Raw genomic sequence first — 23659 nt, forward strand, 5'->3', positions numbered from 1 at the left:
GCAACACCGTGGTCCACATCACAACATGTGTCGATCACTTCACTGTGCGTACCTGTTGGCGCATCACACCCCTGCCGCGAGCAGGGGGAACCCCTATGGGTCGAGCTTTGGCTGCCTCCGCGGCCGTCCCGCCCGTACTGCGTGTATCAAAAACACGGGCGTGGCGTAGGGGTGGCGAAGTATGGCGTTTGCCGTCGCGCGTATTTCTCTCCGCCTCCGCCACGGGAGGATGGGGCACGGTCGTCGGTGGATAGGACGCCCGGGTCCGTCGCCAGGTTCCGGGTGATTCCCAACCACCCCTGGCCTTCACCGAGTACGTACCCATCACGACCGTCGTGACGCTCCGTCGAGCAAGCCCAGTCGACCGCAATAAGCCGTCCACTGCGGCAGTTTTAAGCCAACTTTGCATTTCTGCAAGAGGAAGGGGAGTTGTTCCCTCGGGGCTCACGGACACCAGGAATCCCGGCAGGACAATGCTGGACATCTCCTCACGAGTGCGTGTACATGTGGAGACACTGCTGGCGGCGCAGAATGACATGGGGGTTTGCGATGCTTTTGAGCAGTACGCGCCGGTCGGAAGGCCGGAGACCATGAACGCCCCGCACCCTCCGAAAGTGGCCGGAATCGATTCAACGGTTCCGGCACCCGCACACACTGTCGCGCCCAGCGCGCCGGGTACCTCCCCGGCTGTCCCCGCAAACCCCCCGGCCCCACCCGGCGCGGTACTGCAGGACCGTCTCGCCGGCTGGGTCTCCGACCTCACCACCCTCCACGAACTGACCGAGCGCCTGGCCCGTACGGCCACGCTCGACGAGGCACTCCAGGAAGTGCTGCGGGCCGGCGCCGCCCTCGTGGGCGCCCGGCGTGGACTCGTCGTGCTGGAACCCGGCGACGGCCTCGGCCCGGACACCACCATCGGCCTGGGCCTGGCCCGCGCCGACCTCGGCCACATCGAGACCGTGCCGCGCAGCGCCCTGTCCTACGGCCGGATCCTCGACGGGCTGCCGGGCGGTGAGGACGGCATCGCCGAGCCCGACCTGTTCGCCGCGGAGGGACTCGACCCCCGCCACCGCGAGGTCGCGGCCCGTCTCGGCTACGCCGCCAGCTACGCCCTGCCCCTGTCCACCGGGACCGCGGGCCGCCTCGGTGCCGCCGTCTGGCTCTACGACGAACCCGCCGAGCCGGACGAGCGCCGGCGCCACCTCGTCGGCCTGTACGCCAAGTACGCCGCCGAACACCTCGCCCGGCTCCTCGAGCTGGAGCGCACGCGCACGGCCATGGCGACGATGTCGGACGAGCTGCTCCCCTCGCGGCTGCCGCGGGTGCCCGGTGTCCAGCTCGCCGCCCGGCACCGCACCGGCCCGCGCGGCGGCGGCGACTGGTACGACGCGCTGCCGCTGCCCGACGCCGCCCTCGGCCTCGCCGTCGGCTCCGTCACGGGGTCGGGGCCCAGCGCGGTCGCCGCCATGGGACGCCTGCGGGCTTCCCTGCGCGCGTACGCCGTGATGGAGGGGGAGGATCCGGTCGCGGTCCTGTCCGACCTGGAGCTGCTGCTGCGGCTGACCGAGCCGGCCCGCTCGGCCACCGCGCTGTTCGGCTACTGCGAACCGGCCGCCCGCAAGATCACGCTGGCCGGCGCCGGGCACAGCCCGCCACTGCTCATCGGGCAGCGCCGCACGGAGTTCGTGGAGACGTCGGTCTCCGCCCCGCTCGGCATGCTCGCGTGCTGGGAGGCGCCGAGCGTGGAGATCCTCGCCGAGCGTGGAGAGACGGTTCTGCTGTACACCGACGGGCTGCTGCACCGCACCGGCGAGGCCACCGACCGTGCCTTCGCCCGGCTGCACGCGGCGGCGGCCGGAGTGCCGCGGGCGCTGCGCTGCGACCCGGGCGCGATCGCCGACCACGTCCTGCGGAGCGTGCTGCCGGCCGGGCTGGACGGGGGGGTACCTCCCGGTCGAGCGAATTCGAGACTGGGGGAGGACGGTACGGAGGATGTCGTGCTGCTGGCGGTGCGGTTCGAGTAACGCTCCTCGTCATCGCCCTGAGGCCTCTTCCGCGCCGCCGTACAGTGGACGATGGCCCAGAGCCGTAACGAGGAGGTTGACCGCCGTGGCAGAAGAGCTCTCGGAGACCCCGGAGACTGCCGAAGAAGAGCCGATCAAGCAGCGGAAGAACGGACTGTACCCCGGCGTGTCCGACGAGCTTGCCGAGAACATGAAGAGCGGCTGGGCCGACACCGAGCTGCGTGACCTCGAGCCCGTCCCCCAGGCCGCCGAGACCGCCGCCCGCCGGGCCGCGCTGTCCGCGCGCTTCCCGGGCGAGCGTCTGGTGATCCCCGCGGGCAACCTGAAGACCCGCTCGAACGACACCGAGTACGCCTTCCGCGCCTCCGTCGAGTACGCCTACCTCACCGGCAACCAGACGGAGGACGGTGTCCTGGTCCTGGAGCCCGAGGGCGAGGGCCATGAGGCGACGATCTACCTTCTGCCGCGTTCCGACCGGGAGAACGGCGAGTTCTGGCTGGACGGCCAGGGCGAGCTGTGGGTCGGCCGCCGCCACTCCCTGACCGAGGCGGAGCAGCTGTACGGCATCCCCGCCTCCGATGTGCGCGAGCTGGCCGGGGCGCTGGGCGAGGCCACCGGTCCGGTGCGGGTCGTACGCGGGTACGACGCCGGCATCGAGGCCGCGCTGACCGACAAGGTCACCGCCGAGCGCGACGAGGAGCTGCGGGTCTTCCTCTCCGAGGCGCGGCTGGTCAAGGACGACTTCGAGGTCGGGGAGCTGCAGAAGGCGGTCGACTCGACCGTGCGCGGCTTCGAGGACGTGGTGAAGGTCCTCGACAAGGCCGAGGCGACCTCCGAGCGGTACATCGAGGGCACGTTCTTCCTCCGCGCGCGTGTGGAGGGCAACGACGTCGGCTACGGCACGATCGCCGCGGCCGGGCCGCACGCCTGCACGCTGCACTGGGTGCGCAACGACGGGCCCGTGCGGTCGGGCGATCTGCTGCTGCTCGACGCGGGTGTGGAGACGCACACGTACTACACGGCGGATGTGACGCGCACGCTGCCGGTCAACGGGCGGTTCAGCGAGCTCCAGAAGAAGATCTACGACGCGGTGTACGAGGCTCAGGAGGCCGGGATCGCGGCCGTGCAGCCGGGTGCGAAGTACCGGGACTTCCATGATGCCGCGCAGCGGGTGCTGGCGGAGAAGCTGGTCGAGTGGGGGCTCGTCGAGGGGCCGGTGGAGCGGGTCCTGGAGCTGGGGCTGCAGCGGCGGTGGACGTTGCACGGCACAGGTCACATGCTCGGGATGGACGTGCACGACTGCGCTGCCGCGCGGACCGAGACGTATGTCGACGGTGTGCTGGAGCCGGGGATGTGTCTGACCGTCGAGCCCGGGTTGTACTTCCAGGCCGACGATCTGACCGTGCCGGAGGAGTACCGGGGTATCGGGGTGCGGATCGAGGACGACATCCTCGTGACCGAGAGTGGGAACCGGAACCTGAGTGCGGCGCTGCCCCGGCGGTCGGACGAGGTCGAGGCGTGGATGGCCTCCTTGAAGACCGACTAGAGCAGACGGTCCAGGAACAGTGCGCCCGCCAGTAGGGGCGCACTGCCGCTCGGGCTCCAGGCTCGGCTGGTGAGGTCGGCGTCCAGAGCTCGCAGAGCCTCGGTACCCGGCTCCGTCGCCGTGCCGCCCGCCTCCAGCACCCCCCGCGCTCCCGCCTGGACAAGGCGCAGGCCGATCGGGCCCGCGGTGTGGAGCAGTTCGGTGTCCTGGAGGGTGGACATCACCGTGAGCAGGGCGTTCAGGCGGGCCTCGGGCTCGTCCGCGCCCTGGGCGCGGGATGTGGCGAGGGCGGTCAGGGCGCGGCGGACATGAGGGAAGCCGGCCCTGGCCTCTCCCCTCGCGCCGGCCGCGCCGTAGCGGGCCGACACCGTGGAGCCGCGTGAGGGGCGGCGTGGGGCGCGGCGGTCCGGGTGGGCGGCGATCTGCTTGGCCAGGGCCGTCGTGTCGGCCGGTCGCGCCCCCGGTTTCAGGGCCGCCGCCGCGACCAGCAGGCCGAGCGTCCACAGGGCGCCCCGGTGGCCGCCGCCCGTCAGACCCACGGTGTGTTCGGTGGAGCGGCCGATCGCGCCCAGTTCCGCGCGGAGCCGGGCGCTGGGCTCGCCCGTGCGGCGGGCCGCCGCTGCCATCGCCGTGAGGCCGGGCAGCAGCGCCCTGGCCGACCAGCGCAGGGCGCTGTGGTCCCGGCGGGTGGCCCGGGCGGTCAGATCGCGCGGGTCGGGCAGGCCCGGCTTGGGGGCCAGGGCCAGTTGGCCGACCAGCGCGTCGACGGCGGCCTGCGCGAGCGACTCGTCCTCACGGCTGTTCATCGCCGTACCTCAGGAAGAGGGGGAGGACGAGGGGTTGGGGGCGCCCGTCGGCGGTTCGCCCGTGGGGGCGCCGCTCGAGGGTGTACCGCCGCCTCCGCCGCCGCTGCCCGCGCCCGTGTTCTCGGCATCGGGGTCGATGCCCAGGGTGAGGAAGCCCTTGTAGCCCTTGGACGGGTCCTTCTTGTGCACCGCTGTGAGCGTGAGCAGGCCGCTGGACGCGCCGCCACCGTCGTAGACCATGTCGTCGGCGAGCTTGGTGTAGCTGCCGCTGTGCTTGCTGTACGGCTCCAGGGCGAAGATCGACTCGGCGATCTCGTCGTCGAAGAACAGCTGGCCGGTGAAGTTGACCTTGCCGCCCTCGTAGGTGCCGTCCTCCTTCGCGCCGCCGGTGTGGACCTTCAGGTGGATGTGGCAGGTGCGCGGGGTGTACCAGCCCGGCACGATCGTCTCGAACTTGACGACCCCGTTGGCGTTGGCGACCTGGTAGCCGCGCAGATAGGTCTTGTCGTTCGCGGTGGAGCCGTCCTCGCTCTCGGCGGGGGCCGAGCCGCCGGGGTTCGCGGTGGTGTAGCCGGAGTAGTAGCCCCAGGCGTCGCAGTGCCAGATCTCCACGGCCGCGCCGGGGACCGGGGTGCAGCCGTCCGTGGCGTCCACGACGGTCAGGCGCAGCGTCAGCGGGACGCCGCTCTTGCCCTCGGTGATGTTCTTGCGGACCAGCGCGCCGTCGAGGTAGTACGGCCCCTCCGTGACGCTCGACATCAGCTGCATGCAGGTGCCGGAGCTCGCGGAGGAGGTGGTCGTAGCCGTGGTCGTCGCCGTGGTCGTGGACGTTGTCGTGTCCGCGAAGGCCGACTGGTAGCCGGCCGCGGCCAGGCCGCCCGCGGCGACCGTGCCGCCCGCGACCGCGAGGGCACGGCGCCGGGTGATGGAGGTGTTCTTGTGGTTTCCCGTCATGGACGTGGAACCTAAGGACGCCGGCCGTCAGGTTCGTGAGGCTGGGCTGAGAGCCCGCTGTGAATCGACCGGAGGCATCCGGCCAACGGGCCGCAGGTCAAAAAACAGCAGGTCAGCGGTAGTTGGCGTGTGAGATCATGGCCGACCTTGCCGGGCCGACTCGGGGAACAGGCGATTCGATCATGAAGAACGTCCAGACGGCGCTGACCATGCAGGACGCCGTCCTCACCCTGCAGAAGTACTGGAGCGACAACGGCTGCATGATCACGCAGCCGTTGAACACCGAGGTCGGAGCCGGTACGGCCAACCCGGCCACGGCGCTGCGCGTGCTCGGCCCCGAGCCCTGGAGCGTGGCCTATGTGGAGCCGAGCGTACGGCCGGACGACTCGCGCTACGGCGAGAACCCCAACCGGCTCCAGACGCACACCCAGTTCCAGGTCATCCTCAAGCCCGACCCCGGCAACCCTCAGGAGCTGTATCTGGGCAGCCTGAGGGCGCTCGGCGTCGACCTCGGCGCACACGACGTGCGGTTCGTCGAGGACAACTGGGCCTCACCCGCGCTCGGCGCCTGGGGGCTGGGCTGGGAGGTCTGGCTGGACGGCATGGAGATCACCCAGTTCACCTACTTCCAGCAGGTCGGCGGTGTCGCCCTGGATCCGGTGTCGGTGGAGATCACGTACGGCCTCGAACGCATCCTGATGAACCTTCAGGGCGTGTCCCACTTCAAGGACATCGTCTACGCGCCGGGCATCACGTACGGCGAGGTGTTCGGCCAGAACGAGTACGAGATGAGCCGCTACTACCTCGACGACGCCGACCTCGACACCAACCACCGGCTCTTCGAGGCCTACGCGGCCGAGGCCCGGCGCCTGCTCGACCTGGAGCTGCCGGTTCCGGCGTACCTGTACGTGCTCAAGTGCAGCCACACCTTCAACGTGCTCGACGCGCGCGGCGCCATCAGCACCACCGAGCGGGCCAAGGCGTTCTCGCTGATGCGCTCGCTGACGCACGAGTCGGCGAAGTTGTGGGAGCGGCGGCGGGCCTCGCTGGAGTATCCGCTCGGCGTGGCGGCCGCACCGGCCCCGGCCGAGCGGCCCGCGCTGCCCAAGGTGCCCGGCGTCGAGACACTGCTGTTCGAGATCGGCGTGGAGGAACTGCCGTACGCCGACGTGCCCGCCACCACCGAGGCGGTGCGCGAGTCGGTCACCGCCAAGCTGGCCGACACCCGGCTGGGGCACGGCGCGATCACCGTGATGGCCACACCGCGCCGGATCGTCATCACGGTCGACGGCGTGCAGCCGCGTGAACGGGACACGATGCGGACCGTGCGCGGGCCGAAGGTCGCCGCCGCCTTCAAGGACGGCGCTCCCACCCCGGCTTTGCTGGGCTTCGCCCGCAGCCAGGGCGCCGAACCGACGGACGTGCGGATCGTCGACGTCAACGGGGTCGAGTACGTGACGCTCACCCGTCACGAGGAGGGGCGCTCGGCCGTCGAGGTGCTCAGCGAGCTGCTGGCCGAGGTCGTGTCCGGGCTGCGTGCCGGACGCAACATGCGCTGGAGCGACCCGGGGCTGTCGTTCTCGCGTCCCGTGCGCTGGCTGCTCGCCCTGCTGGGGCGTACTCCCCTGCCCGTGGTGGTCTCCTCCCTCTCCGCGGGCGACACGACCCGGGTGCAGCGTCAGGCCCCGTATCCGGAAGTCCGGGTGACATCCGCCGAGGGCTACCCGCACTTCCTGCACATGCACGGCATCCTGCTCGACCGGGATTCCCGGCGCGGCGCGGTGGTCCGCGGTGCCGTGGAGGCGGCAGCCGAGGTCGGCGGGCGGATCGACGTGGAGGGCCAGGCCGGCCTGATCGACGAGATCACCGACATCCTGGAGTTCCCGTACGCCGTGCGGGGGTCGTTCGACGAGCGCTATCTCGAACTGCCCGCGAGCGTCCTGACCACCGTGATGCGCAAGCACCAGCGCTATCTGCCGGTGCTGGACGGCGAGCGCCTCATGCCGCACTTCGTCACCTTCGCCAACGCCCTGTGCGACGACGACGTGGTGCGGGCGGGCAACGAGGCGGTGCTGCGGGCCCGTTACGAGGACGCCGCGTTCTTCTGGCGGGCGGACCTGAAGGTGCCCCCGGCGGAGTTCCGGAGCCGGCTGGACAAGCTGACCTTCGAGGACCGGCTCGGTACGGTCGCCGACCGCGCCGAGCGCCTCGCCGTCCTCTCCCTCGATCTGGCCGGGCGTGCCGGGCTGCCCCAGGAGGCGGTGGATGTCGTCCGTCGCGCCGGTGCGCTGGCGAAGTTCGACCTGGCGTCCCAGATGGTGATCGAGTTCTCGGGACTGGCCGGGGTGATGGCCGAGGAGTACGCCCGCCGGGCCGGTGAGTCCGCGGAGGTCGCCCGGGCCCTCGCCGAGATGGAGTTGCCGCGCTCCGCCGGCGGTGCCCTTCCCGCCGGGGACGCGGGTGCCGTGCTGTCGCTCGCCGACCGGTTCGACCTGGTGACGGGCATGTTCATCATCGGGGCCGCACCGACCGGGAGTTCCGATCCGTACGGGGTGCGCCGGGCCGCGATCGGGCTGCTCAACGTGTTGCGGAGCCTGCCCGCCGTGGGCGGGGTACGGGTGAGCGACGGGCTGCGCGCGGCGGCCGTACGGTATGCGGCGCAAGGCGTGGAGGTGCCTGTCGAGCGGGTCGCCGAGGCCGCCGAACTGATCACCCGGCGCTATGAGCAGCAGCTCACGGACGCCGGGCACGAACACCGGCTCGTTCAGGCCGTCCTGGTGTGGGCCGACCGGCCCGCCCACGGCGACCGGACGCTGGCAACGCTGGAGCGGCACATCGGCACGGAGGCGTTCGAGGCACTCGCCGCCGCGTTCCAGCGGGTCGTGCGCATCCTCCCCGAGGGCGGCGTCGAGGCGGCGGACCTGTCCCTGCTGACCGCGCCCGCCGAACTGCGCCTCGCCGAGAGCGCCGAGGCCGTACGCGAGGCGCTGCACGGCCGCGAGGACGACCTCGGGGCACTGATCGAGGTCTCCGGGCCGCTGGTCGACGCGATCAGCGCGTTCTTCGACGAGGTGCTGGTGATGGACCCCGACCCGGCGGTCCGTGCGGCCCGGTTGGCGCTGCTCACGCAGGTGGCGGGGCTGGCGCGGACGACGTTGGACTGGGGTGCGCTGTAGGGGCAGACATGGCAGCAGATGTTTCACGTGAAACACGGCGGTGGTGGTTCACACGGCGTGGTGTTTCACGTGAAACAGCACCGCGGGGTCAGACCGCCATCAGCGGCGCGGCGCCCTCGCGCCACTTGAGGACCTTGTCGAAGCTCACCACGGCCCCGCCCCGACCTGGCTTGTTGCCGATGTGAACATGGTCGGCGAGCTCCTGGATGAGGCACAGTCCTCTGCCGTCCTCCGCGTCGGAGTGCGCGGGCCGGATCTGTGGGCGGGACCGGGAGACGGATGACGCGGGGAAACCCGGGCCCGCGTCGGCGACCTCGATCCGGCACTTCTCGCCGTCGAGGTAGGCCGTGACCCGGTACGCCTCGGACCCAGGGCCGCGCGCCATGTCCCCGCCGTGCTCCACGGCGTTCGCGCAGGCCTCGCTGAGGGCCACGGAGAGGTCGTAGGAGATGTCGGGGTCGACGCCCGCGGACTCCATCGTGCCGATGAGCAGGCGCCTGGCGAGGGGCACGCTGGCAGCTTCGCGCCGCAGATGGAGTGACCACCAGATGCTCATGCTCCAGCCTCCTGGCTGCGGCTCGACATACCGTTACGTATTGCCCCCAGCCCCCGCATGTAAGCGTGAAGTTGACGTGATGCCGCCCATACGGCGGATGCGCGCTGGTCCTGATCGGTGTATGCGGGAGCGAACATCGGTGTAAGTAGGGGCGGGCGGGGCCAGAGGGTGACGTTCCGGTCGTACGGCATCTTGCGGACCTGCCGCACGAGGCCCGCAGGGCCAGTGCGATGATGAGCCCGCCATGACTGCCCCCCACGCGCGCGTGACGCGCTCCGGACACCCGCTCCGGATCCTGCGGGCCGCGGTGTTCGCCGCGGTCTGCGTCGTGCTGGCCGGGGCAGGTCACGCGCTGGCGTCGTGCGAGGGCATTCCGCTGTGGACGCTGGGCGCCGGGTTCCTCGGGGTGGTCGCGGTGGCGGCCCCGCTCGCGGGACGCGTGCGCTCGCTGCCGGGCATCGCGGCACTGCTCGCGGCCGGCCAGACGGTGCTGCACACCCTGTTCGGACTGGGCCAGCACGGTACGGCCGCGGCCACCACGTCCTCGGTGCCGGCGGGCGCGAGTGACGCCGCGCTGGTCCAGCAGGCCGCGCGGCTCCTGTGCGGCACCACGGCGGCGGCGATCAGCCCGGCGCAGGCCCACAAGATCCTCACCGACGCCCGGCTCCAGCCGACGGGCGGCACCCACACGCATGTGGCCACGGACGCCGCACCGGCCTCGCTGTGGCCGTCCCTGCCGATGCTGCTCGGCCATGTCCTCGCGGCGGTCGCCGCCGGCTGGCTGCTGCGCCACGGCGACCTGGCGCTGCTGCGGCTCACCGAACTGTCGGCGCAGGGCGTCACCGAAGGGGCACTGATGCGCTCCCTGCGGGCGGCGTTCGCGCTGGTGCGCGCCCTGCGGGCCGGCCTCCCGGGAGCGCCGGAGGCACGTCCGTGCCCCGCGCCCGCCGTGCGGCCCGTGCCGGAGACGCCGTGCACCACCGCACTGCAGCACACGGTGATCCGGCGCGGCCCGCCCGCCGTCACGGCTCCCGCATCCGCACTCGCCCTCGCCGCCTGACGCGACGCGACCGCCACTCCGCTTCTTCGGATTCGAGGAGGGGCCGCCGTCGTGCGGCACGCGCGTGTGCGTGTATCCCTCTTCCTCATCCCGACCCGACTCACAGCGGAGTGCTCCTTCCATGAAGGCTTCCCGTATCGCCGCGGCCGGTGCCGCCGCCGGCGTCGCCGTTCTCGCCCTGTCCGCCCCCGCCTTCGCGCATGTCACCGTGCAGCCCGAGGGGACGGCCGCCAAGGGCGGCTACGCGGTGGTGGACTTCAAGGTCCCCAACGAGCGCGACGACGCCTCGACCACCAAGCTCGAGGTCAACTTCCCCACCGACCACCCGCTGGCCTCCGTCATGCCGGAGCCGGTGCCCGGCTGGGACATCAAGGTCACCAAGTCCAAGCTGGACAAGCCGCTGGAGATGCACGGCGAGAAGATCTCCGAGGCCGTCACCAAGGTCACCTGGACCGCCGACGGCGACGGCATCAAGGCCGGCTTCTTCCAGAAGTTCCCGGTCTCCATCGGCACCCTGCCCGAGGACGCCGACGAACTCGTCTTCAAGGCCCTGCAGACGTACTCCAACAAGGAGGTCGTCCGCTGGATCGAGGTGCCGCAGGAGGGCAAGGAGGAGCCCGACAACCCGGCCCCGGTGCTGGAGCTGTCCGCCGCCTCCGAAGACGGGCACCACGGCTCGTCGGGCGACGAGGCCTCCGACTCTGCGCCGGCCGAGAAGGCCTCCGCCAAGACCGCCGCCGCCGAAACCGGCTCCTCCGACGGCACCGACACCACCGCCCGCGTCCTGGGCATCGTCGGCATCGTGGTCGGCGCGGCGGGCGTCGCCTACGGCGTGCTCGCCGGGCGTCGGCGCTCCAACGCCTGACGCCGCTTCCGTTGCACGGCGCGCACCGGGTCCTCGCCCCTCGGGCGGGGACACCCCGGTGCGCGCCGGGTCACCGACATCTGGGATTTTCTATGCGCACCAAGACCTTCGCCGCGGCCGCTCTGCTCGCCGCCGCCTCTCTGACCCTGACCGCCTGCGGCAGCGGCGGCGACAGCGACAAGCCCGTCGCCGTGGTGTCGGAGGAGGCCGGCACCGAGAAGGCCGCCACCGTCCTCGACAAGCCGTTCGAGAAGCCGGACCTGGTCCTCACCGACACGCAGGGCAAGAAGTACGACCTCCGCAAGGAGACCGAGGGCAAGCCCACCCTGATCTACTTCGGCTACACCCACTGCCCCGACGTGTGCCCGTCGACCATGAGCAACATCGCCGTGGCCAAGAAGCAGCTGCCCAAGGCCGAACAGGACGACCTGCGCGTCGTGTTCGTCACCACCGACCCGGACCGCGACAACCCGGCCGAACTCGGCAAGTGGCTCAAGGGCATCGACCCCCAGTTCATCGGCCTCACCGGCGACTTCGCGACCATCCAGGCCGGCGCCCGCACCCTCGGCATCTCCCTCGACGCGCCGCGGAAGGACAAGAACGGCAAGATCATCTCCGAGCACGGCACCCAGGTCATCGCGTTCTCGCCGAAGACCGACGGCGGCTATGTGCTCTACGGCGAGGAAGCCACCGTCGACGACTACACCAAGGACCTCCCCAAGATCGTCAAGGGAGCGAACCCGTGAGGCGTCGACTCGGCCCGGCGGCCCTCGCACTGGCCGGGGCGCTGGCCCTGGCGGGTTGCGGCGGCTCGGACTCCGGCAGTGACTCCGCGGACGGGAAGGCGGAACTCTCCGTCGGCTCCGCGTACATGCCGCAGCCGGTCTCCGACGAGATGGCGGCCGGCTTCTTCACCGTCACCAACAAGGGCGGCGCCGCCGACGAGCTGACCTCGGTCACGAGCGATGTCGCCGGGCAGGTCACCGTGCACGAGACCGTCGGCGGAGCCATGCAGGAGGTCAAGGACCTGAAGGTCCCCGCCCACGGTGAACTGGTGCTGAAGAGCGGCGGCGACCACCTGATGTTCGAGCAGCTGAAGCGCAAGCCGAAGGAAGGCCAGACGGTCACCGTCGAGCTGCGGTTCGCCCGCTCCGGCCCCGTCAAGGTCGAGATGCCGGTGAAGTCGGCGACCTACCACCCGAAGACCGGACACTGAGGGAGGGACCCCTGTGACGCAGACCATCGCCCCCCGCGTCCGGAACCTGGTGCTGCTGCTCCTGGCCGCGGCCTGCGCACTCCTCGCGGGAGCCGGCCCGGCCTCCGCGCACGCCGCGGTGACCGGCAGCGACCCCGGGCAGGGGGCGGTGGTCCAGGAGGCCCCGGCCCGGATCTCGCTCACCTTCTCCGAGCAGGTCGCGCTGTCCGACGACTCGCTGCGCGTGCTCGACCCCGACGGCAAGCGCGCCGACACGGCCGAGCCGTCCAACGTGAGCGGCACGACGTATGCCGTGGGGCTGAAGCCGGGCCTGCCCGACGGCACGTACACGGTGGCCTACCAGGTCGTCTCCGCCGACAGCCATCCCGTCGCCGGCGCCTACACCTTCTCCATCGGCGCTCCCTCCAAGACATCCGCGACGGTCTCCCAGCAGGCGACCGACGACGGGGTCGTCGGCTGGCTGTACGGCACCGGGCGGTATGTGTCGTATGCCGGGTTCATCGTGATGGCCGGCGGCGCCGCCTTCGTCCTCGCCTGCTGGCGACGCGGCGCCGGGGTGCGGCCGGTGCAGCGGTTCGTCGTCTCCGGGTGGCTCGCGCTCACCGCCGCGACCCTCGCCCTGCTCCTTCTGCGCGGCTCCTACACCGGCTCCGGGAAGGTCGCCGACGTCTTCGACCTGTCCCTGCTCGGGCAGGTGCTGGAGACCAAGACCGGCGCGGCCCTGGTGTCCCGGCTGCTGCTGCTCGCCGCCGCGGCACTGTTCATCTCCGTGCTGTTCGGGGCGTACGACAAGCGCGAGGACGCCCAGGAGAAGCGCGACCTGACCTTCGGTCTCGCCATCGGCGGCGTCGTCGTGGCGGCCGGGCTCGCCGCGAGCTGGGCGATGTCGGAGCACGCCTCGGTCGGGCTCCAGGCGGGCATCTCCATGCCGGTCGACGTCATCCACCTGCTGGCCGTCGCCGCGTGGCTCGGCGGGCTGGGCGCGCTCCTGGTCGCCCTGTACCGGGCACCCGCCGACGCACCCGTCGACGCGGCGGCCGTACGCCGCTTCTCCCGTGTCGCCTTCGGCAGCGTGCTCGCGCTGATCGCGACCGGGACGTACCAGTCCTGGCGCCAGCTCGGCTCCTGGTCGGCCTTCACCGACACCCGGTACGGGCAGCTGCTCCTGGCCAAGATCGCCCTCGTGGTCGTCCTGGTCGGCGTCGCGTGGATCTCACGGCGTTGGACAGGGCGGCTGCTGGAGACGGTGCCGGCATCGGCGGAGCGGGAAATGGCGCGTGTCGGCGCGGGGGCTGAGGCCTCCGGCAGCACAGACTCCGACGCTTCCGGCGGCGACCGGACCGGCACGGACACCGACAGCGAGACCGGCGCCGACAGCGAGACCCGCGCCGACACCGACGCCGACGAGCAGCCTCCTTCCGAGCCCGGCGAAGAAGCCGAGCCCGCCGACGCCGAGCGCGCCGCGCAGCTCGCCCGGCAGCGGGCCGCTCGGGACACCGCCCGGCAGAGGCAACTGCGGGACGCCGACCCCAACCGCTTCGGCCTGCGCCGCTCCGTGCTGGCCGAGGCCGGCATCGCGGTCGTCCTGCTCGCCGTCACCACCGTGCTGACGCAGACCGAGCCGGGCCGTACGGAGCAGGAGGCCAAAGCGGCCGCCTCGTCCTCCGCATCCGCCTCCGCCGACACCGGAGCATCCGGGGCGCTGACCCTGAACATGCCGTTCGACACCGGCGGCGAGGACGGCAAGGGCATCGTCACGGTCGACCTCGACCCCGCGCGCGTGGGCGACAACGAGATGCACGTCTACGTGGAGCGGCCCAACGGCCGAGCCTTCGACATCCCCGAGGTGAAGGTCGACTTCACCCTGAAAGCCAAGGACATCGGGCCCCTGCCCGTCGCCCCCGACCACATCGCTACCGGACACTGGTCGGCGAACGGAGTGCAGATCCCCATGGCCGGCGACTGGCAGGTCGACGTCACCGTGCGGACCTCCGACATCGACGAGGTGACCGTCTCCAAGAACGCGCAGATCGGCTGAACGACCATGGTTGACCAGTCCATTCCGGAGGCCCGCACTCCCGGCACCGCCCCGGGGGAGACCGAAGCGGCCTCCGCCGGCGGCATCTCACGGCGCCGGATGCTCGGCACCGCCGGTGCCACCGGGCTCGTGCTCGGTACGGCGGGCGCGGCCGGGGGATACGCCGCCGCGCCCTCCGAGGCCGCCGCGCCCCTCACCTCGCTCGGCACCGACCGGGCGATGTTTCACGGGAAACATCAGCCCGGCATCACCGACGCCCTCCAGGCCCGCGGCCACGTCGTCGCCTTCGACCTGGCGGCGGGCGCCGGCCGCAAGGAGGCCGCCGCCCTGCTGCGCCGCTGGTCGGAGACGGCCCGGCGGCTGATGGCGGGCGAGCCGAGCGGGCACGACGACACCGACGTGGCCCGGGACGCCGGACCCTCGTCGCTGACGATCACCTTCGGCTTCGGCCACAGCTTCTTCGCCAGGACGGGCCTGGAGAAGCAGCGCCCGGCCTCCCTCGACCCGCTGCCCGAGTTCTCCTCCGACCACCTCGACAAGAACCGCAGCAACGGCGACCTGTGGGTGCAGATCGGCGCCAACGACTCCCTGGTCGCCTTCCACGCCCTGCGCGCGATCCAGAAGGACACCGGCTCGGCGGCCCGGATCCGCTGGCAGATGAACGGCTTCAACCGCTCGCCGGGCGCCACCGCCCACCCCATGACGGCCCGCAACCTGATGGGCCAGATCGACGGCACCCGCAACCCGAAGCCTGCCGAGTCCGACTTCGACCAGCGCATCTTCGTCCCGGAGAAGGGCGAACCCGCCTGGATGGCGAACGGCTCCTACGCCGTCGTACGCCGGATCCGCATGCTCCTCGACGACTGGGAGAAGCTCTCCGGCACAGCGCAGGAGGATGTGATCGGGCGCCGCAAGTCCGACGGGGCGGCACTGTCCGGGGGCACCGAGAAGACCGCGATGGACCTGGAGAAGACGGACGCCAAGGGCAACCTGGTCGTCCCGATCAACGCCCACGCCCGGATCACCCGGCCCGACCAGAACGGCGGCGCGGCGATGCTCCGCCGCCCGTTCTCCTTCCACGACGGCATCGACACCGACGGGGTGCCCGACGCGGGTCTGCTCTTCATCTGCTGGCAGGCCGATCCGCTGCGCGGCTTCGTGCCGGTGCAGCGCAAGCTCGACCGCGGCGACGCCCTGTCGCAGTACATCCGGCACGAGTCGAGCGGGCTGTTCGCGGTGCCGGGCGGGGCCGCGGAGGGCGAGTACGTGGGGCAGAAGTTGCTGGAGGGGTGAGAGTTCGTCTCTGGGCGGTCTTGTGGGGGATGTCGATTCCGCGAGCCCATTAGGGTGAGGTCATGCCAGCGAGCTATGCGTATCTCGGCCCTGAGGGCACCTTCACCGAAGTCGCCCTGCGCACGCTTCCCGAGGCCGCCACCCGGGAACTCACCCCGTACGTCTCCGTCCAGTCCGCGCTCGACGCCGTACGAACCGGCGAGGCCGAGGCCGCGTTCGTGCCGATCGAGAACTCCGTCGAGGGCGGCATCACCACCACCCTCGACGAGCTGGTCGCCGGCGCCCCGCTGATGATCTACCGCGAGGTGCTGCTGTCGATCACCTTCGCGCTGCTCGTCCGCCCGGGCACCAAGCTGTCGGACATCAAGACGGTCTCCGCCCACCCGGCCGCCCAGCCGCAGGTGCGCAACTGGCTGAAGAAGCATCTCCCGGACGCGCACTGGGAGTCGGCCGCCTCGAACGCGGACGCCGCCCGGCTGGTCCAGGAGGGCCAGTACGACGCCGCCTTCGCCGGTGAGTTCGCGGCCGCCCGCTATGGCCTCGAGGCCCTGGAGACGGGGATCCACGACGCGGAGAACGCCCAGACACGGTTCGTGCTGGTCGGCCGGCCCGCCCGGCCCGCGGCGCCGACCGGCGCGGACAAGACGTCCGTCGTGCTGTGGCAGCGCGACGACCACCCCGGCGGTCTGCGCGACCTGCTGGGCGAGTTCGCCACGCGTGGCATCAACCTGATGCTGCTCCAGTCCCGGCCTACCGGCGCGGGCATCGGCAATTACTGCTTCTGCATCGACGCCGAGGGCCATATCTCCGACCGCCGGATGGCCGATGCCCTGAAGGGCCTGAAGCGGATCTGCCTCCAGGTGCGCTACCTCGGCTCCTATCCGCGCGCGGATATGCGGCCCGGGGATGTCCAGCCACCGCGGCTGGGGACGTCGGACGAGGAGTTCGTGGAGGCGGCGGACTGGGTGGCGCGGTGCCAGGACGGCCGGTTCTAGGCCGGTTCCAGACCGGTTCCAGACCGGTTCCAGGCTGTCGTACCTGCTGATTGTCGTTATCCACAGAAGTTATCCACAGGTTGGCTTCTCGACCTGGGGACAAGTCGACAACGAAGTATGAGTCAGTCGACAAATCGCCCTACAGGCCCCTGATGCGTCCATCGACGGGCAGGTCACCCTTCGTCCACCGTTTTCCTTTGCGTAACTCTTCGGGGTGACCTGAATCCACTCGAAAGTGAGGATGGAGCGGGTTTGCACCGCGAATTCTGAGGGGTGAGCGACCCTTCCGGAGTGATCAATTCCGAAGTCCACAGATCTTCCACACAGCCTGTGGATAACTCTTCAACGGGTGTGGATCCCTGTGGACAACTTGACCCCAAGTCCCGTCCCCCGCAAGGGATTCGAGTCAATGCGGCGCCCCAGGGATGCCCCGTTCCGGGGAGAGACGGGCCGTTTATTGACACTGCGCGCAATTCCCTCATAACGGTACGTAACGCGCAGCCGGAATAGTGAGTCGTGGGCGGTCATCGCGCACCGGTAGCCTTGGGCGCGTGATTGACCTTCGCCTGCTCCGTGAGGACCCCGACCGTGTGCGCGCCTCCCAGCGCGCCCGTGGAGAGGACGTCGCGCTCGTCGACGCCCTCCTGTCTGCCGACGAGCGGCGCAGGTCGTCCGGCGTCCGCTTCGACGAGCTGCGCGCCGAGCAGAAGGCGCTCGGCAAGCTCATCCCCAAGGCGGCCGGGGACGAGAAGGCCGAGCTGCTGAAGAAGGCGGGCCAGCTCTCCGCCGACGTCAAGGCGGCCGACGCGGACCGCGACGCGGCAGACACCGAGACCCAGGAGCTGCTCCAGAGGCTCGGCAACCTCGTCCACCCGGACGTGCCCGTGGGCGGCGAAGAGGACTTCGTCACGCTGGAGACGCACGGCACGATCCGCGACTTCGCCGCCGAGGGCTTCGAGCCCAAGGACCACCTGGAGCTCGGCCAGATCCTCGGCGCGATCGACGTCGAGCGCGGCGCCAAGGTCTCCGGCTCGCGGTTCTACTTCCTGACGGGCATCGGCGCGCTCCTGGAGCTCGCCCTGGTGAACGCGGCGATGGCCCAGGCCACCGCGGCCGGCTTCACCCCGATGCTCACGCCGGCCCTGGTCCGCCCCCAGTCCATGGCGGGCACGGGCTTCCTCGGCCAGGCCTCCCAGGACGTCTACCACCTCGCCGACGACGACCTCTACCTGGTCGGCACGTCCGAGGTGGCGCTGGCGGCGTACCACATGGACGAGATCCTCGACGCCGACCGCCTCCCCCTGCGCTACGCGGGCTTCTCGCCCTGCTTCCGCCGCGAGGCCGGTTCGCACGGCAAGGACACCCGGGGCATCTTCCGCGTGCACCAGTTCGACAAGGTCGAGATGTTCTCCTACGTCGCTCCGGAGGACTCGCAGGCGGAGCACCAGCGGCTGCTGGAGTGGGAGAGGCAGTGGCTGACCTCCCTGGAGCTGCCCTACCGCGTGATCGACGTGGCCAGTGCCGACCTCGGCTCCTCGGCCGCCCGCAAGTTCGACTGCGAGGCGTGGATCCCGACCCAGGGCAAGTACCGCGAGCTGACCTCGACCTCGGACTGCACCGAGTTCCAGTCCCGCCGGCTGTCGATCCGCGTCCGTGACGGCAAGCAGGTCAAGCCGCTGGCCACGCTCAACGGCACCCTGTGCGCCGTACCGCGCACGATCGTGGCGATCCTGGAGAACCACCAGCAGCCCGACGGCTCGGTGCGCGTGCCCGAGGTGCTGCGCCCGTACCTGGGCGGCCGGGAGGTCCTGGAGCCGGTGTCCAAGTGACCACCGGTTTCCCCTACAAGCTGATCGCCACCGACCTCGACGGGACGCTGCTGCGCTCCGACGAGTCGGTGTCGCCCCGCACCCGTGACGCGCTCGCCGCGGCCACCGCGGCGGGCGCCGCGCACATCGTCGTCACCGGTCGCGCGGTCCCGTGGACCCGGCACATCCTCGACGACCTGGGCTACCAGGGGCTGGCCGTCTGCGGCCAGGGCGCGCAGGTGTACGACGCCGGCGCCCACCGCCTGCTGACGTCGGTGACGCTGGACCGGCAGCTGGCCGGGGTGGCGCTGGCCAAGATCGAGGCGGAGGTCGGCCCGCTGTATCTGGCCGCGAGCCGCGACGGTCTCGACGGAGAGGTCCTGGTGGGCCCCGGCTACGCGGTCCAGGGCACCCTCCCCGCGACCCCCTTCACGGACGCGTCGGACCTGTGGACCGCGCCGCTGAACAAGATGTACATCCAGCACCCGACGCTGTCGGACGACGAGCTGTGCGAGGTGGCCACGCGCACCGCCGGCGGTTTCGTCACCGTCGTCATGGCGGGCGAGGGCATCGTCGAACTCCTCCCCCTGGGCCTGTCCAAGGCGACCGGCCTGTCCCTCGCGGCCCGCCGGCTCAAGGTGAAGGCGGCCGACACGATCGCCTTCGGCGACATGCCCAACGACATACCGATGTTCGCCTGGTCCTCCTACGGTGTCGCCATGGCGGACGCCCACGAGGAGCTGAAGGCGGTGGCCGACGAGGTGACGTCCTCGAACGAGGAGGACGGCATCGCGGTCGTGCTGGAGCGGTTGCTGGGCTGAACGTCTGGCCTGTTGCTCGGTGCTCGGTGCTCGGTGCTCGGTGCTCGGTGCTCGGTGCTCGGTGCTCGGTGCTCGGTGCTCGGTGCTCGGCGGAGGATGCACGGATCGAACGTGCGCGGGCTTCCAGCCCGACCGTGACTCGCTTCTGATCGAACACGGCGCGAGCCAGTGCCTTACCACTCGGCCAATCCTCCGGGTGGGCGGCCCACGCGAGTGCGATTCGCGTGCTCGAAGCGGCCGCCCCGGGCAGCTCCCCGTATGGGGCGAGCTCTACGGAGTGGGGTAGCGACTACTCCGGAGCCCGCCGCGGGCTGCCCTGAAGGGAGCTGGACGTACTGCCGTGCATGGGCATCGTCCCGCTCCTCTCCCAGAACTCGGCGCCGGACTTCCTTGCCCGGCGGGGTGAACACAACCACTCTGCCCGCCGGGCGAATTGGACGCCACCGATTAAATCGCCCGGCCTCAGCGCCTGCGCCACCTGCGCCGCCGGACCTTGCTGAAGAACCAGCCCGCGGGCGGCTCGTCGGAGCGCCAGGGCTGCGGCTCCGGCTCCTCACGGCGCCAGCGCTCGGCGAGCATCCGGGCCCGGGCGGACGGCTCGGAGGTCCCGGCGGAGCGTATGAAGTCGTCGTCCAGAACGAGGTCGTCCCAAGCATGCTCTCCGGCCCGGGCCCCGGGCTCGGACCCCGACCCGGGCTCGGACCCCGACCCGGGCTCGGACCCGGCCTGACCGCCGTCCTCGTGCTGAGCCTTCTCGCCCGCCATCCCCGTCTCCTCCCAGCCGTCCAACTCCCGTGTGGTTCCCCTACATCCCGTTTGCCCAGTGTGCCCCGACAGGGGTGAAGTCCCCGTCAAGGCCCGGGCACGTCACTCCTCGCCGGCGAGGGTCAGCGAGCGCAGCTTCTGACCGGCGTACCAGGTGGCCAGGACCGTGACGCCGACCAGCAGCACCGTCGCCGTGGTCAGGCCGACGTCCGAGGTCACCAGGTCCCCGCCGGACACCTTCTGGGCCACGGCCAGCGACCACTGCTGGACGCTCAGCGTGCGGGCGCCCGGCACCAGGGAGCCGAACAGGGCCTCCCAGACCAGCGCGTAGACGAGACCGAACACCACCGCGTGCCGGGAGACCGTGCCGAGCAGCAGGAACAGAGCCGCGTACGCGATGGACGCGACGAGCGCCGCCACCGTGTAGGCCACGGCGATCTGCTGGCCGTTGCCGTTCAGGATGAAGCCCGCGATGAGCGTCGGCACCGCGGAGAACACCATCGTCACGGCGACGGCGACAATCAGCTTGGTGAAGATGATGGTCGGCCGTTTGATCGGCTTGGACAGCAGGTACACCACCGAGCCGTCGTCGATCTCCGGCCCGATCGCGCCGGTTCCGGCGATGACGCCGATGAGCGGCACCATCGTGGCGAGGGCGAGGCCGCCCAGCAGGTCCGAGGCCGTCTGGTCGTCCGCCCCGGCGAGAACGCGCACCGCCACGGCGATGACGATCAACAGCAGGGGCAGGGCACCGAGGATGAGGGCCCGGCGCCGGCCGAGCAGGGCCCGGTAGGTGAGCCGGGCGACTGTGGGGTCATACATCAGGGCCTCCTACGCCGCGACCAGGTACGAGAAGACGGACTCGAGAGACTCGTCGGACGGCGAGACCGTGAGCAGGCGGATGCCGTGCTCGCGCGCCACACGCGGCAGCAGAGCCGTGAAGCGGCCGAAGTCGACGGCCTGGATGCGCAGCGCGCCCTCGGCGTGGTCGACCTCGATCCCGGACGTCGACGGGTCGGCGATCAGCGCGGCCGCGAGGGCGCGGTCGTCGCTGGAACGCACCAGGTAGCGGTGCGGCCGGTCGGTCATCAGGCGCCGGATCTTGCGGAAGTCACCGCTGGCAGCGTGCCGGCCGGCGACGACGACCTCGATGTGCCAGGCGAGTTGCTCGACCTCTTCGAGGATGTGGGACGAGAACAGCACCGTGCGGCCCTCGTCGCCCATGCGGCGCAGCAGGTCCATCAGCTGCATGCGCTGGCGCGGGTCCATGCCGTTGAAGGGTTCGTCCAGCAGGAGCAGGGACGGGTCGTGGACCAGGGCGGAGGCCATCTTCACGCGCTGCCGCATGCCCTTGGAGTACGTCTGGATCTTGCGGTCCTGCGCGTACTCCATCTCGACCGTGGCCAGAGCCTTCTGGGCCGCCTTGGCGCCCAGGCCGTGCAGCTCGGCGTTGGCCAGGACGAACTCCTTCCCGGTGAGGAAGTCGTACATCGCCTCGCGCTCGGGGACGACGCCGATGTGGCGGTAGATCTGCTCGTTGCGCCACACGGGCTGGCCGTCGAGGGTGACCGTGCCGGTGGAGGGGGCCAGGAAGCCGCCCATCATGTTGATGAGGGTGGACTTTCCGGCGCCGTTGGGGCCGAGGAGGCCCGTGACGCCGGGGCCGATGGTCATGGTGATGTCGTTGACGGCGACCACGTTGCCGAACCAGCGGGAGACGTGGTCGATGGAGAGCGTGGTCACAGTCCCACCTTCTTGTAGCGGCGCATCAGGAGGCCGTAGCTCGCCGCGATCAGGCCCAGGGCGACGAGGACGAAGACGACGCCCTCGGCGTTGCTCGGGCCCACCCCGCCGGGGAAGGCGGAGGTCGCGCCCAGGAACGCGGACTGCACCCCGTCGACGAGGGTGATCGGCGAGAACAGCCCGATCAACGGCACGGCGTCGCTGCTGCCCTGGACCTCGGCGATGGCCTGCAGGGTGGAGACCGCGCCGTAGGTGATGGTCAGCACGGCGATCACGGCCGCGATGCCGAAGCCGCGGCGCGGGGTGAAGGACGCGATGACCAGGCCGATACCGGCGAACAGCAGTGAGAGCAGTGCCACGGAGACGAGTCCCTGTGCGAACCCCTTGGTCTGGTCCGCGAAGTCGAGCTCGGCCAGCAGCGCGCCCACGTAGAGCACGAGCAGGGGAGCGGCCGTGAGGACGAAGAGCGCCGAGGCCAGCGCCGCGAACTTGGCGCGGACGTAGTCGGCGGTCTCGATGGGCCGCGAGAAGTACAGCGGCACGGTCTTGAAGCGCAGGTCCCGCGAGACGGACTGGGGTGCCTGCGAGGCGACGTACAGGCTGATGACCGCCTGCATGACGATCGCGTAGCGCGTGTAGTCCACGGGCAGGGCGTTGGCCTTGGTGGCGACCGCGACGGCGACCATGATGGCCGCGGGCACGCACATCACCACGAACAGCAGCATCGGCAGCACCTTGGACTTCACCGAGCGGCCGAGGCCGTAGGAGCCGCGCAGGGACTGCGAGTACAGGGAGCGGCGGGCGTAGGCGCGGCCCAGGCGGGGGCCGTCGTAGGTGCGGTAGCCGATGTTGTGGATGCGGGTCTGGTCGCCCGGTGCCGGGGCGGATGCCCCCGTGGAGTGCTCAACCGCCATGGCCGACCGCCTCCTTCCGCTGCTCGCGCTCGTCGCTGCTCGTGAAGACCTCGGAGATGTGGTGCCGGCGCTGCTCCATGCGCACCAGGCCGAGTCCGAGGTCGGCGATCACGTCCCGGACCAGGTCGTACGTCTCCTCGCCCTGGGCGGTGAGCAGCAGGACGTGGCCGGCGCCCGGCAGGCCGCTGCCGTCCTCGACGCTCACCCCGCGCGCGTGCAGCGCGTCGCGCACCGCGCGGGTGCCGTCCGGGTGCTCGTCGGTGTCGGTGACCTCGATCGCGAGGGTCGTCGTGGTCTGGGTGAAGTCGGTGGTGGAGCTGGAGCGCAGGAGCTTGCCGCCGTCGATGACGACGACGTGGTCGCAGGTGCGTTCCAGTTCGCCCAGCAGGTGCGAGGTGACCAGGACCGAGATGCCGAAGTCGGTGTGGATCCGGCGGATCAGGCCGAGCATCTCGTCGCGGCCGACCGGGTCGAGGCCGTTGGTCGGCTCGTCCAGGAAGACCAGCTGCGGGTCGTGCACCAGGGCCTGGGCGAGCTTGACGCGCTGCTTCATGCCGGTCGAGTAGCCGCCGATGGGGCGATAGCGCTCCTCGTACAGGCCGACGTGGCGCAGGGTGTCGGCCGTGCGCTCGCGCGCCGCGGTGGGCGGCAGGCCGGACATGCGCGCCATGTGGACGACGAACTCGGTGGCCGAGACGTCCGGCGGCAGGCAGTCGTGCTCGGGCATGTAGCCGACCCGCTCGCGGATGTCGGCACCCTTGGTGGCGACATCGAGGCCGAGCACGTCGGCGCGGCCCTCGGTGGCGGGGGACAGACCCAGCAGGATCTTGATCAGTGTGGACTTGCCGGCTCCGTTGGCTCCGACGAGTCCGGTCACACCGGGCCCGACGTCCACGGAGAGCCGGTCAAGCGCGGTCACCCTCGGGAACCGCTTGCTCAGGCTTTCGGTCGCGATCACAGTCACCCTTCGAAGGTAGGGGCCGTGAGCGTGGCGGGCGTCACTCCGTGGAGCTGTATTCGGGTCAGCCCTGAGTATTACGGGCCCCTAGGGGAGCTGGTTCTCGAGAGTTACCACGCCG

At 71.0% G+C, this 23659-nt stretch carries 20 protein-coding genes and 1 tRNA gene; 12 read left to right on the forward strand and 9 right to left on the reverse strand.

The genetic code is table 11. The features are described from left to right. Positions 1–473 precede the first annotated feature (473 nt). Together ACZ58V_RS23500 and ACZ58V_RS23505 are read left to right on the forward strand one after the other, a co-directional pair. Positions 474–2024 (forward strand): PP2C family protein-serine/threonine phosphatase, encoded by a 1551-nt coding sequence (locus tag ACZ58V_RS23500; protein WP_468196893.1) that lies wholly within the window; start codon positions 474–476, stop codon positions 2022–2024. Between the two features lie 85 nt (positions 2025–2109). After that, positions 2110–3570: an aminopeptidase P family protein gene (locus ACZ58V_RS23505; protein ID WP_471292004.1), complete on the forward strand. Its 1461-nt coding sequence runs from the start codon at positions 2110–2112 to the stop codon at positions 3568–3570. Here the strand turns inward: ACZ58V_RS23505 and ACZ58V_RS23510 are convergent. Together ACZ58V_RS23510 and ACZ58V_RS23515 are read right to left on the reverse strand one after the other, a co-directional pair. Next, entirely contained in the window at positions 3567–4376 is an 810-nt protein-coding gene (locus ACZ58V_RS23510) for a triphosphoribosyl-dephospho-CoA synthase (protein WP_468196897.1), read from the reverse strand. The two genes, ACZ58V_RS23505 and ACZ58V_RS23510, sit on opposite strands and share 4 nt — an antisense overlap. 9 nt (positions 4377–4385) lie before the next feature. Continuing rightward, the gene (locus ACZ58V_RS23515) at positions 4386–5330 is read right to left on the reverse strand and encodes an intradiol ring-cleavage dioxygenase (RefSeq protein ID WP_471292007.1); all 945 of its coding nucleotides are present in this window, start codon (positions 5328–5330) and stop codon (positions 4386–4388) included. Between the two features lie 182 nt (positions 5331–5512). On the opposite strand from ACZ58V_RS23515, the gene ACZ58V_RS23520 reads away from it, so the two are divergent. Further along, positions 5513–8506, forward strand: a complete 2994-nt coding sequence (locus tag ACZ58V_RS23520) for a glycine--tRNA ligase (protein ID WP_468196901.1) — start codon at positions 5513–5515, stop codon at positions 8504–8506. Positions 8507–8594: 88 nt separating this feature from the next. Here the strand turns inward: ACZ58V_RS23520 and ACZ58V_RS23525 are convergent, their stop codons facing one another. Continuing rightward, the gene (locus ACZ58V_RS23525; protein WP_468196904.1) at positions 8595–9062 is read right to left on the reverse strand and encodes an ATP-binding protein; all 468 of its coding nucleotides are present in this window, start codon (positions 9060–9062) and stop codon (positions 8595–8597) included. Positions 9063–9306: 244 nt separating this feature from the next. Between ACZ58V_RS23525 and ACZ58V_RS23530 the strand changes: the two genes are divergently transcribed. The 9 genes from ACZ58V_RS23530 (at position 9307) to ACZ58V_RS23570 (ending at position 19158) form a co-directional block, all read left to right on the forward strand. Further along, complete coding sequence (locus ACZ58V_RS23530; RefSeq protein WP_471292010.1) at positions 9307–10122, forward strand: hypothetical protein; 816 nt, start codon at positions 9307–9309, stop codon at positions 10120–10122. Between the two features lie 121 nt (positions 10123–10243). Beyond that, positions 10244–10987, forward strand: a complete 744-nt coding sequence (locus tag ACZ58V_RS23535) for a YcnI family copper-binding membrane protein (RefSeq protein WP_471292012.1) — start codon at positions 10244–10246, stop codon at positions 10985–10987. Positions 10988–11079: 92 nt separating this feature from the next. Beyond that, positions 11080–11733, forward strand: a complete 654-nt coding sequence (locus tag ACZ58V_RS23540) for an SCO family protein (RefSeq protein ID WP_468196910.1) — start codon at positions 11080–11082, stop codon at positions 11731–11733. Further along, positions 11730–12203, forward strand: a complete 474-nt coding sequence (locus tag ACZ58V_RS23545) for a copper chaperone PCu(A)C (RefSeq protein ID WP_468196913.1) — start codon at positions 11730–11732, stop codon at positions 12201–12203. The genes ACZ58V_RS23540 and ACZ58V_RS23545 overlap by 4 nt, the downstream gene beginning before the upstream one ends. Before the next feature lie 13 nt (positions 12204–12216). Beyond that, entirely contained in the window at positions 12217–14241 is a 2025-nt protein-coding gene (locus tag ACZ58V_RS23550) for a copper resistance CopC/CopD family protein (protein WP_471292015.1), read from the forward strand. Positions 14242–14247: 6 nt separating this feature from the next. After that, complete coding sequence (efeB, locus tag ACZ58V_RS23555; RefSeq protein WP_468196917.1) at positions 14248–15534, forward strand: iron uptake transporter deferrochelatase/peroxidase subunit; 1287 nt, start codon at positions 14248–14250, stop codon at positions 15532–15534. Between the two features lie 62 nt (positions 15535–15596). Continuing rightward, complete coding sequence (gene pheA / locus ACZ58V_RS23560; protein WP_468196920.1) at positions 15597–16529, forward strand: prephenate dehydratase; 933 nt, start codon at positions 15597–15599, stop codon at positions 16527–16529. Between the two features lie 551 nt (positions 16530–17080). Further along, positions 17081–18358 (forward strand): serine--tRNA ligase, encoded by a 1278-nt coding sequence (gene serS / locus ACZ58V_RS23565; protein ID WP_471292019.1) that lies wholly within the window; start codon positions 17081–17083, stop codon positions 18356–18358. Continuing rightward, positions 18355–19158: an HAD family hydrolase gene (locus tag ACZ58V_RS23570; RefSeq protein WP_468196924.1), complete on the forward strand. Its 804-nt coding sequence runs from the start codon at positions 18355–18357 to the stop codon at positions 19156–19158. The genes serS and ACZ58V_RS23570 overlap by 4 nt, the downstream gene beginning before the upstream one ends. Before the next feature lie 90 nt (positions 19159–19248). Here ACZ58V_RS23570 and ACZ58V_RS23575 read toward each other — a convergent pair. The 6 genes from ACZ58V_RS23575 to ACZ58V_RS23600 all read right to left on the reverse strand — a co-directional run bounded on the left by ACZ58V_RS23575 (position 19249) and on the right by ACZ58V_RS23600 (position 23538). Next, positions 19249–19352, reverse strand: a tRNA-OTHER gene (locus ACZ58V_RS23575). 268 nt (positions 19353–19620) lie between these two features. Further along, positions 19621–19923, reverse strand: coding sequence for an SGM_3592 family protein (locus tag ACZ58V_RS23580; protein WP_471292022.1), 303 nt, complete (start codon positions 19921–19923; stop codon positions 19621–19623). 102 nt (positions 19924–20025) lie between these two features. Next, positions 20026–20745, reverse strand: a complete 720-nt coding sequence (locus tag ACZ58V_RS23585) for an ABC transporter permease subunit (RefSeq protein ID WP_468196928.1) — start codon at positions 20743–20745, stop codon at positions 20026–20028. Between the two features lie 9 nt (positions 20746–20754). Beyond that, positions 20755–21666, reverse strand: coding sequence for an ABC transporter ATP-binding protein (locus ACZ58V_RS23590; RefSeq protein WP_184593781.1), 912 nt, complete (start codon positions 21664–21666; stop codon positions 20755–20757). After that, on the reverse strand, positions 21663–22580 hold the full coding sequence (locus ACZ58V_RS23595; protein ID WP_468196931.1) for an ABC transporter permease: 918 nt from the start codon (positions 22578–22580) through the stop codon (positions 21663–21665). Before ACZ58V_RS23595 ends, ACZ58V_RS23590 begins: the two co-directional genes overlap by 4 nt. Next, the gene (locus ACZ58V_RS23600; RefSeq protein ID WP_399022461.1) at positions 22570–23538 is read right to left on the reverse strand and encodes an ABC transporter ATP-binding protein; all 969 of its coding nucleotides are present in this window, start codon (positions 23536–23538) and stop codon (positions 22570–22572) included. Before ACZ58V_RS23600 ends, ACZ58V_RS23595 begins: the two co-directional genes overlap by 11 nt. Positions 23539–23659 lie beyond the last annotated feature (121 nt).

The organism is Streptomyces sp. NPDC040589, from assembly GCF_055594445.1.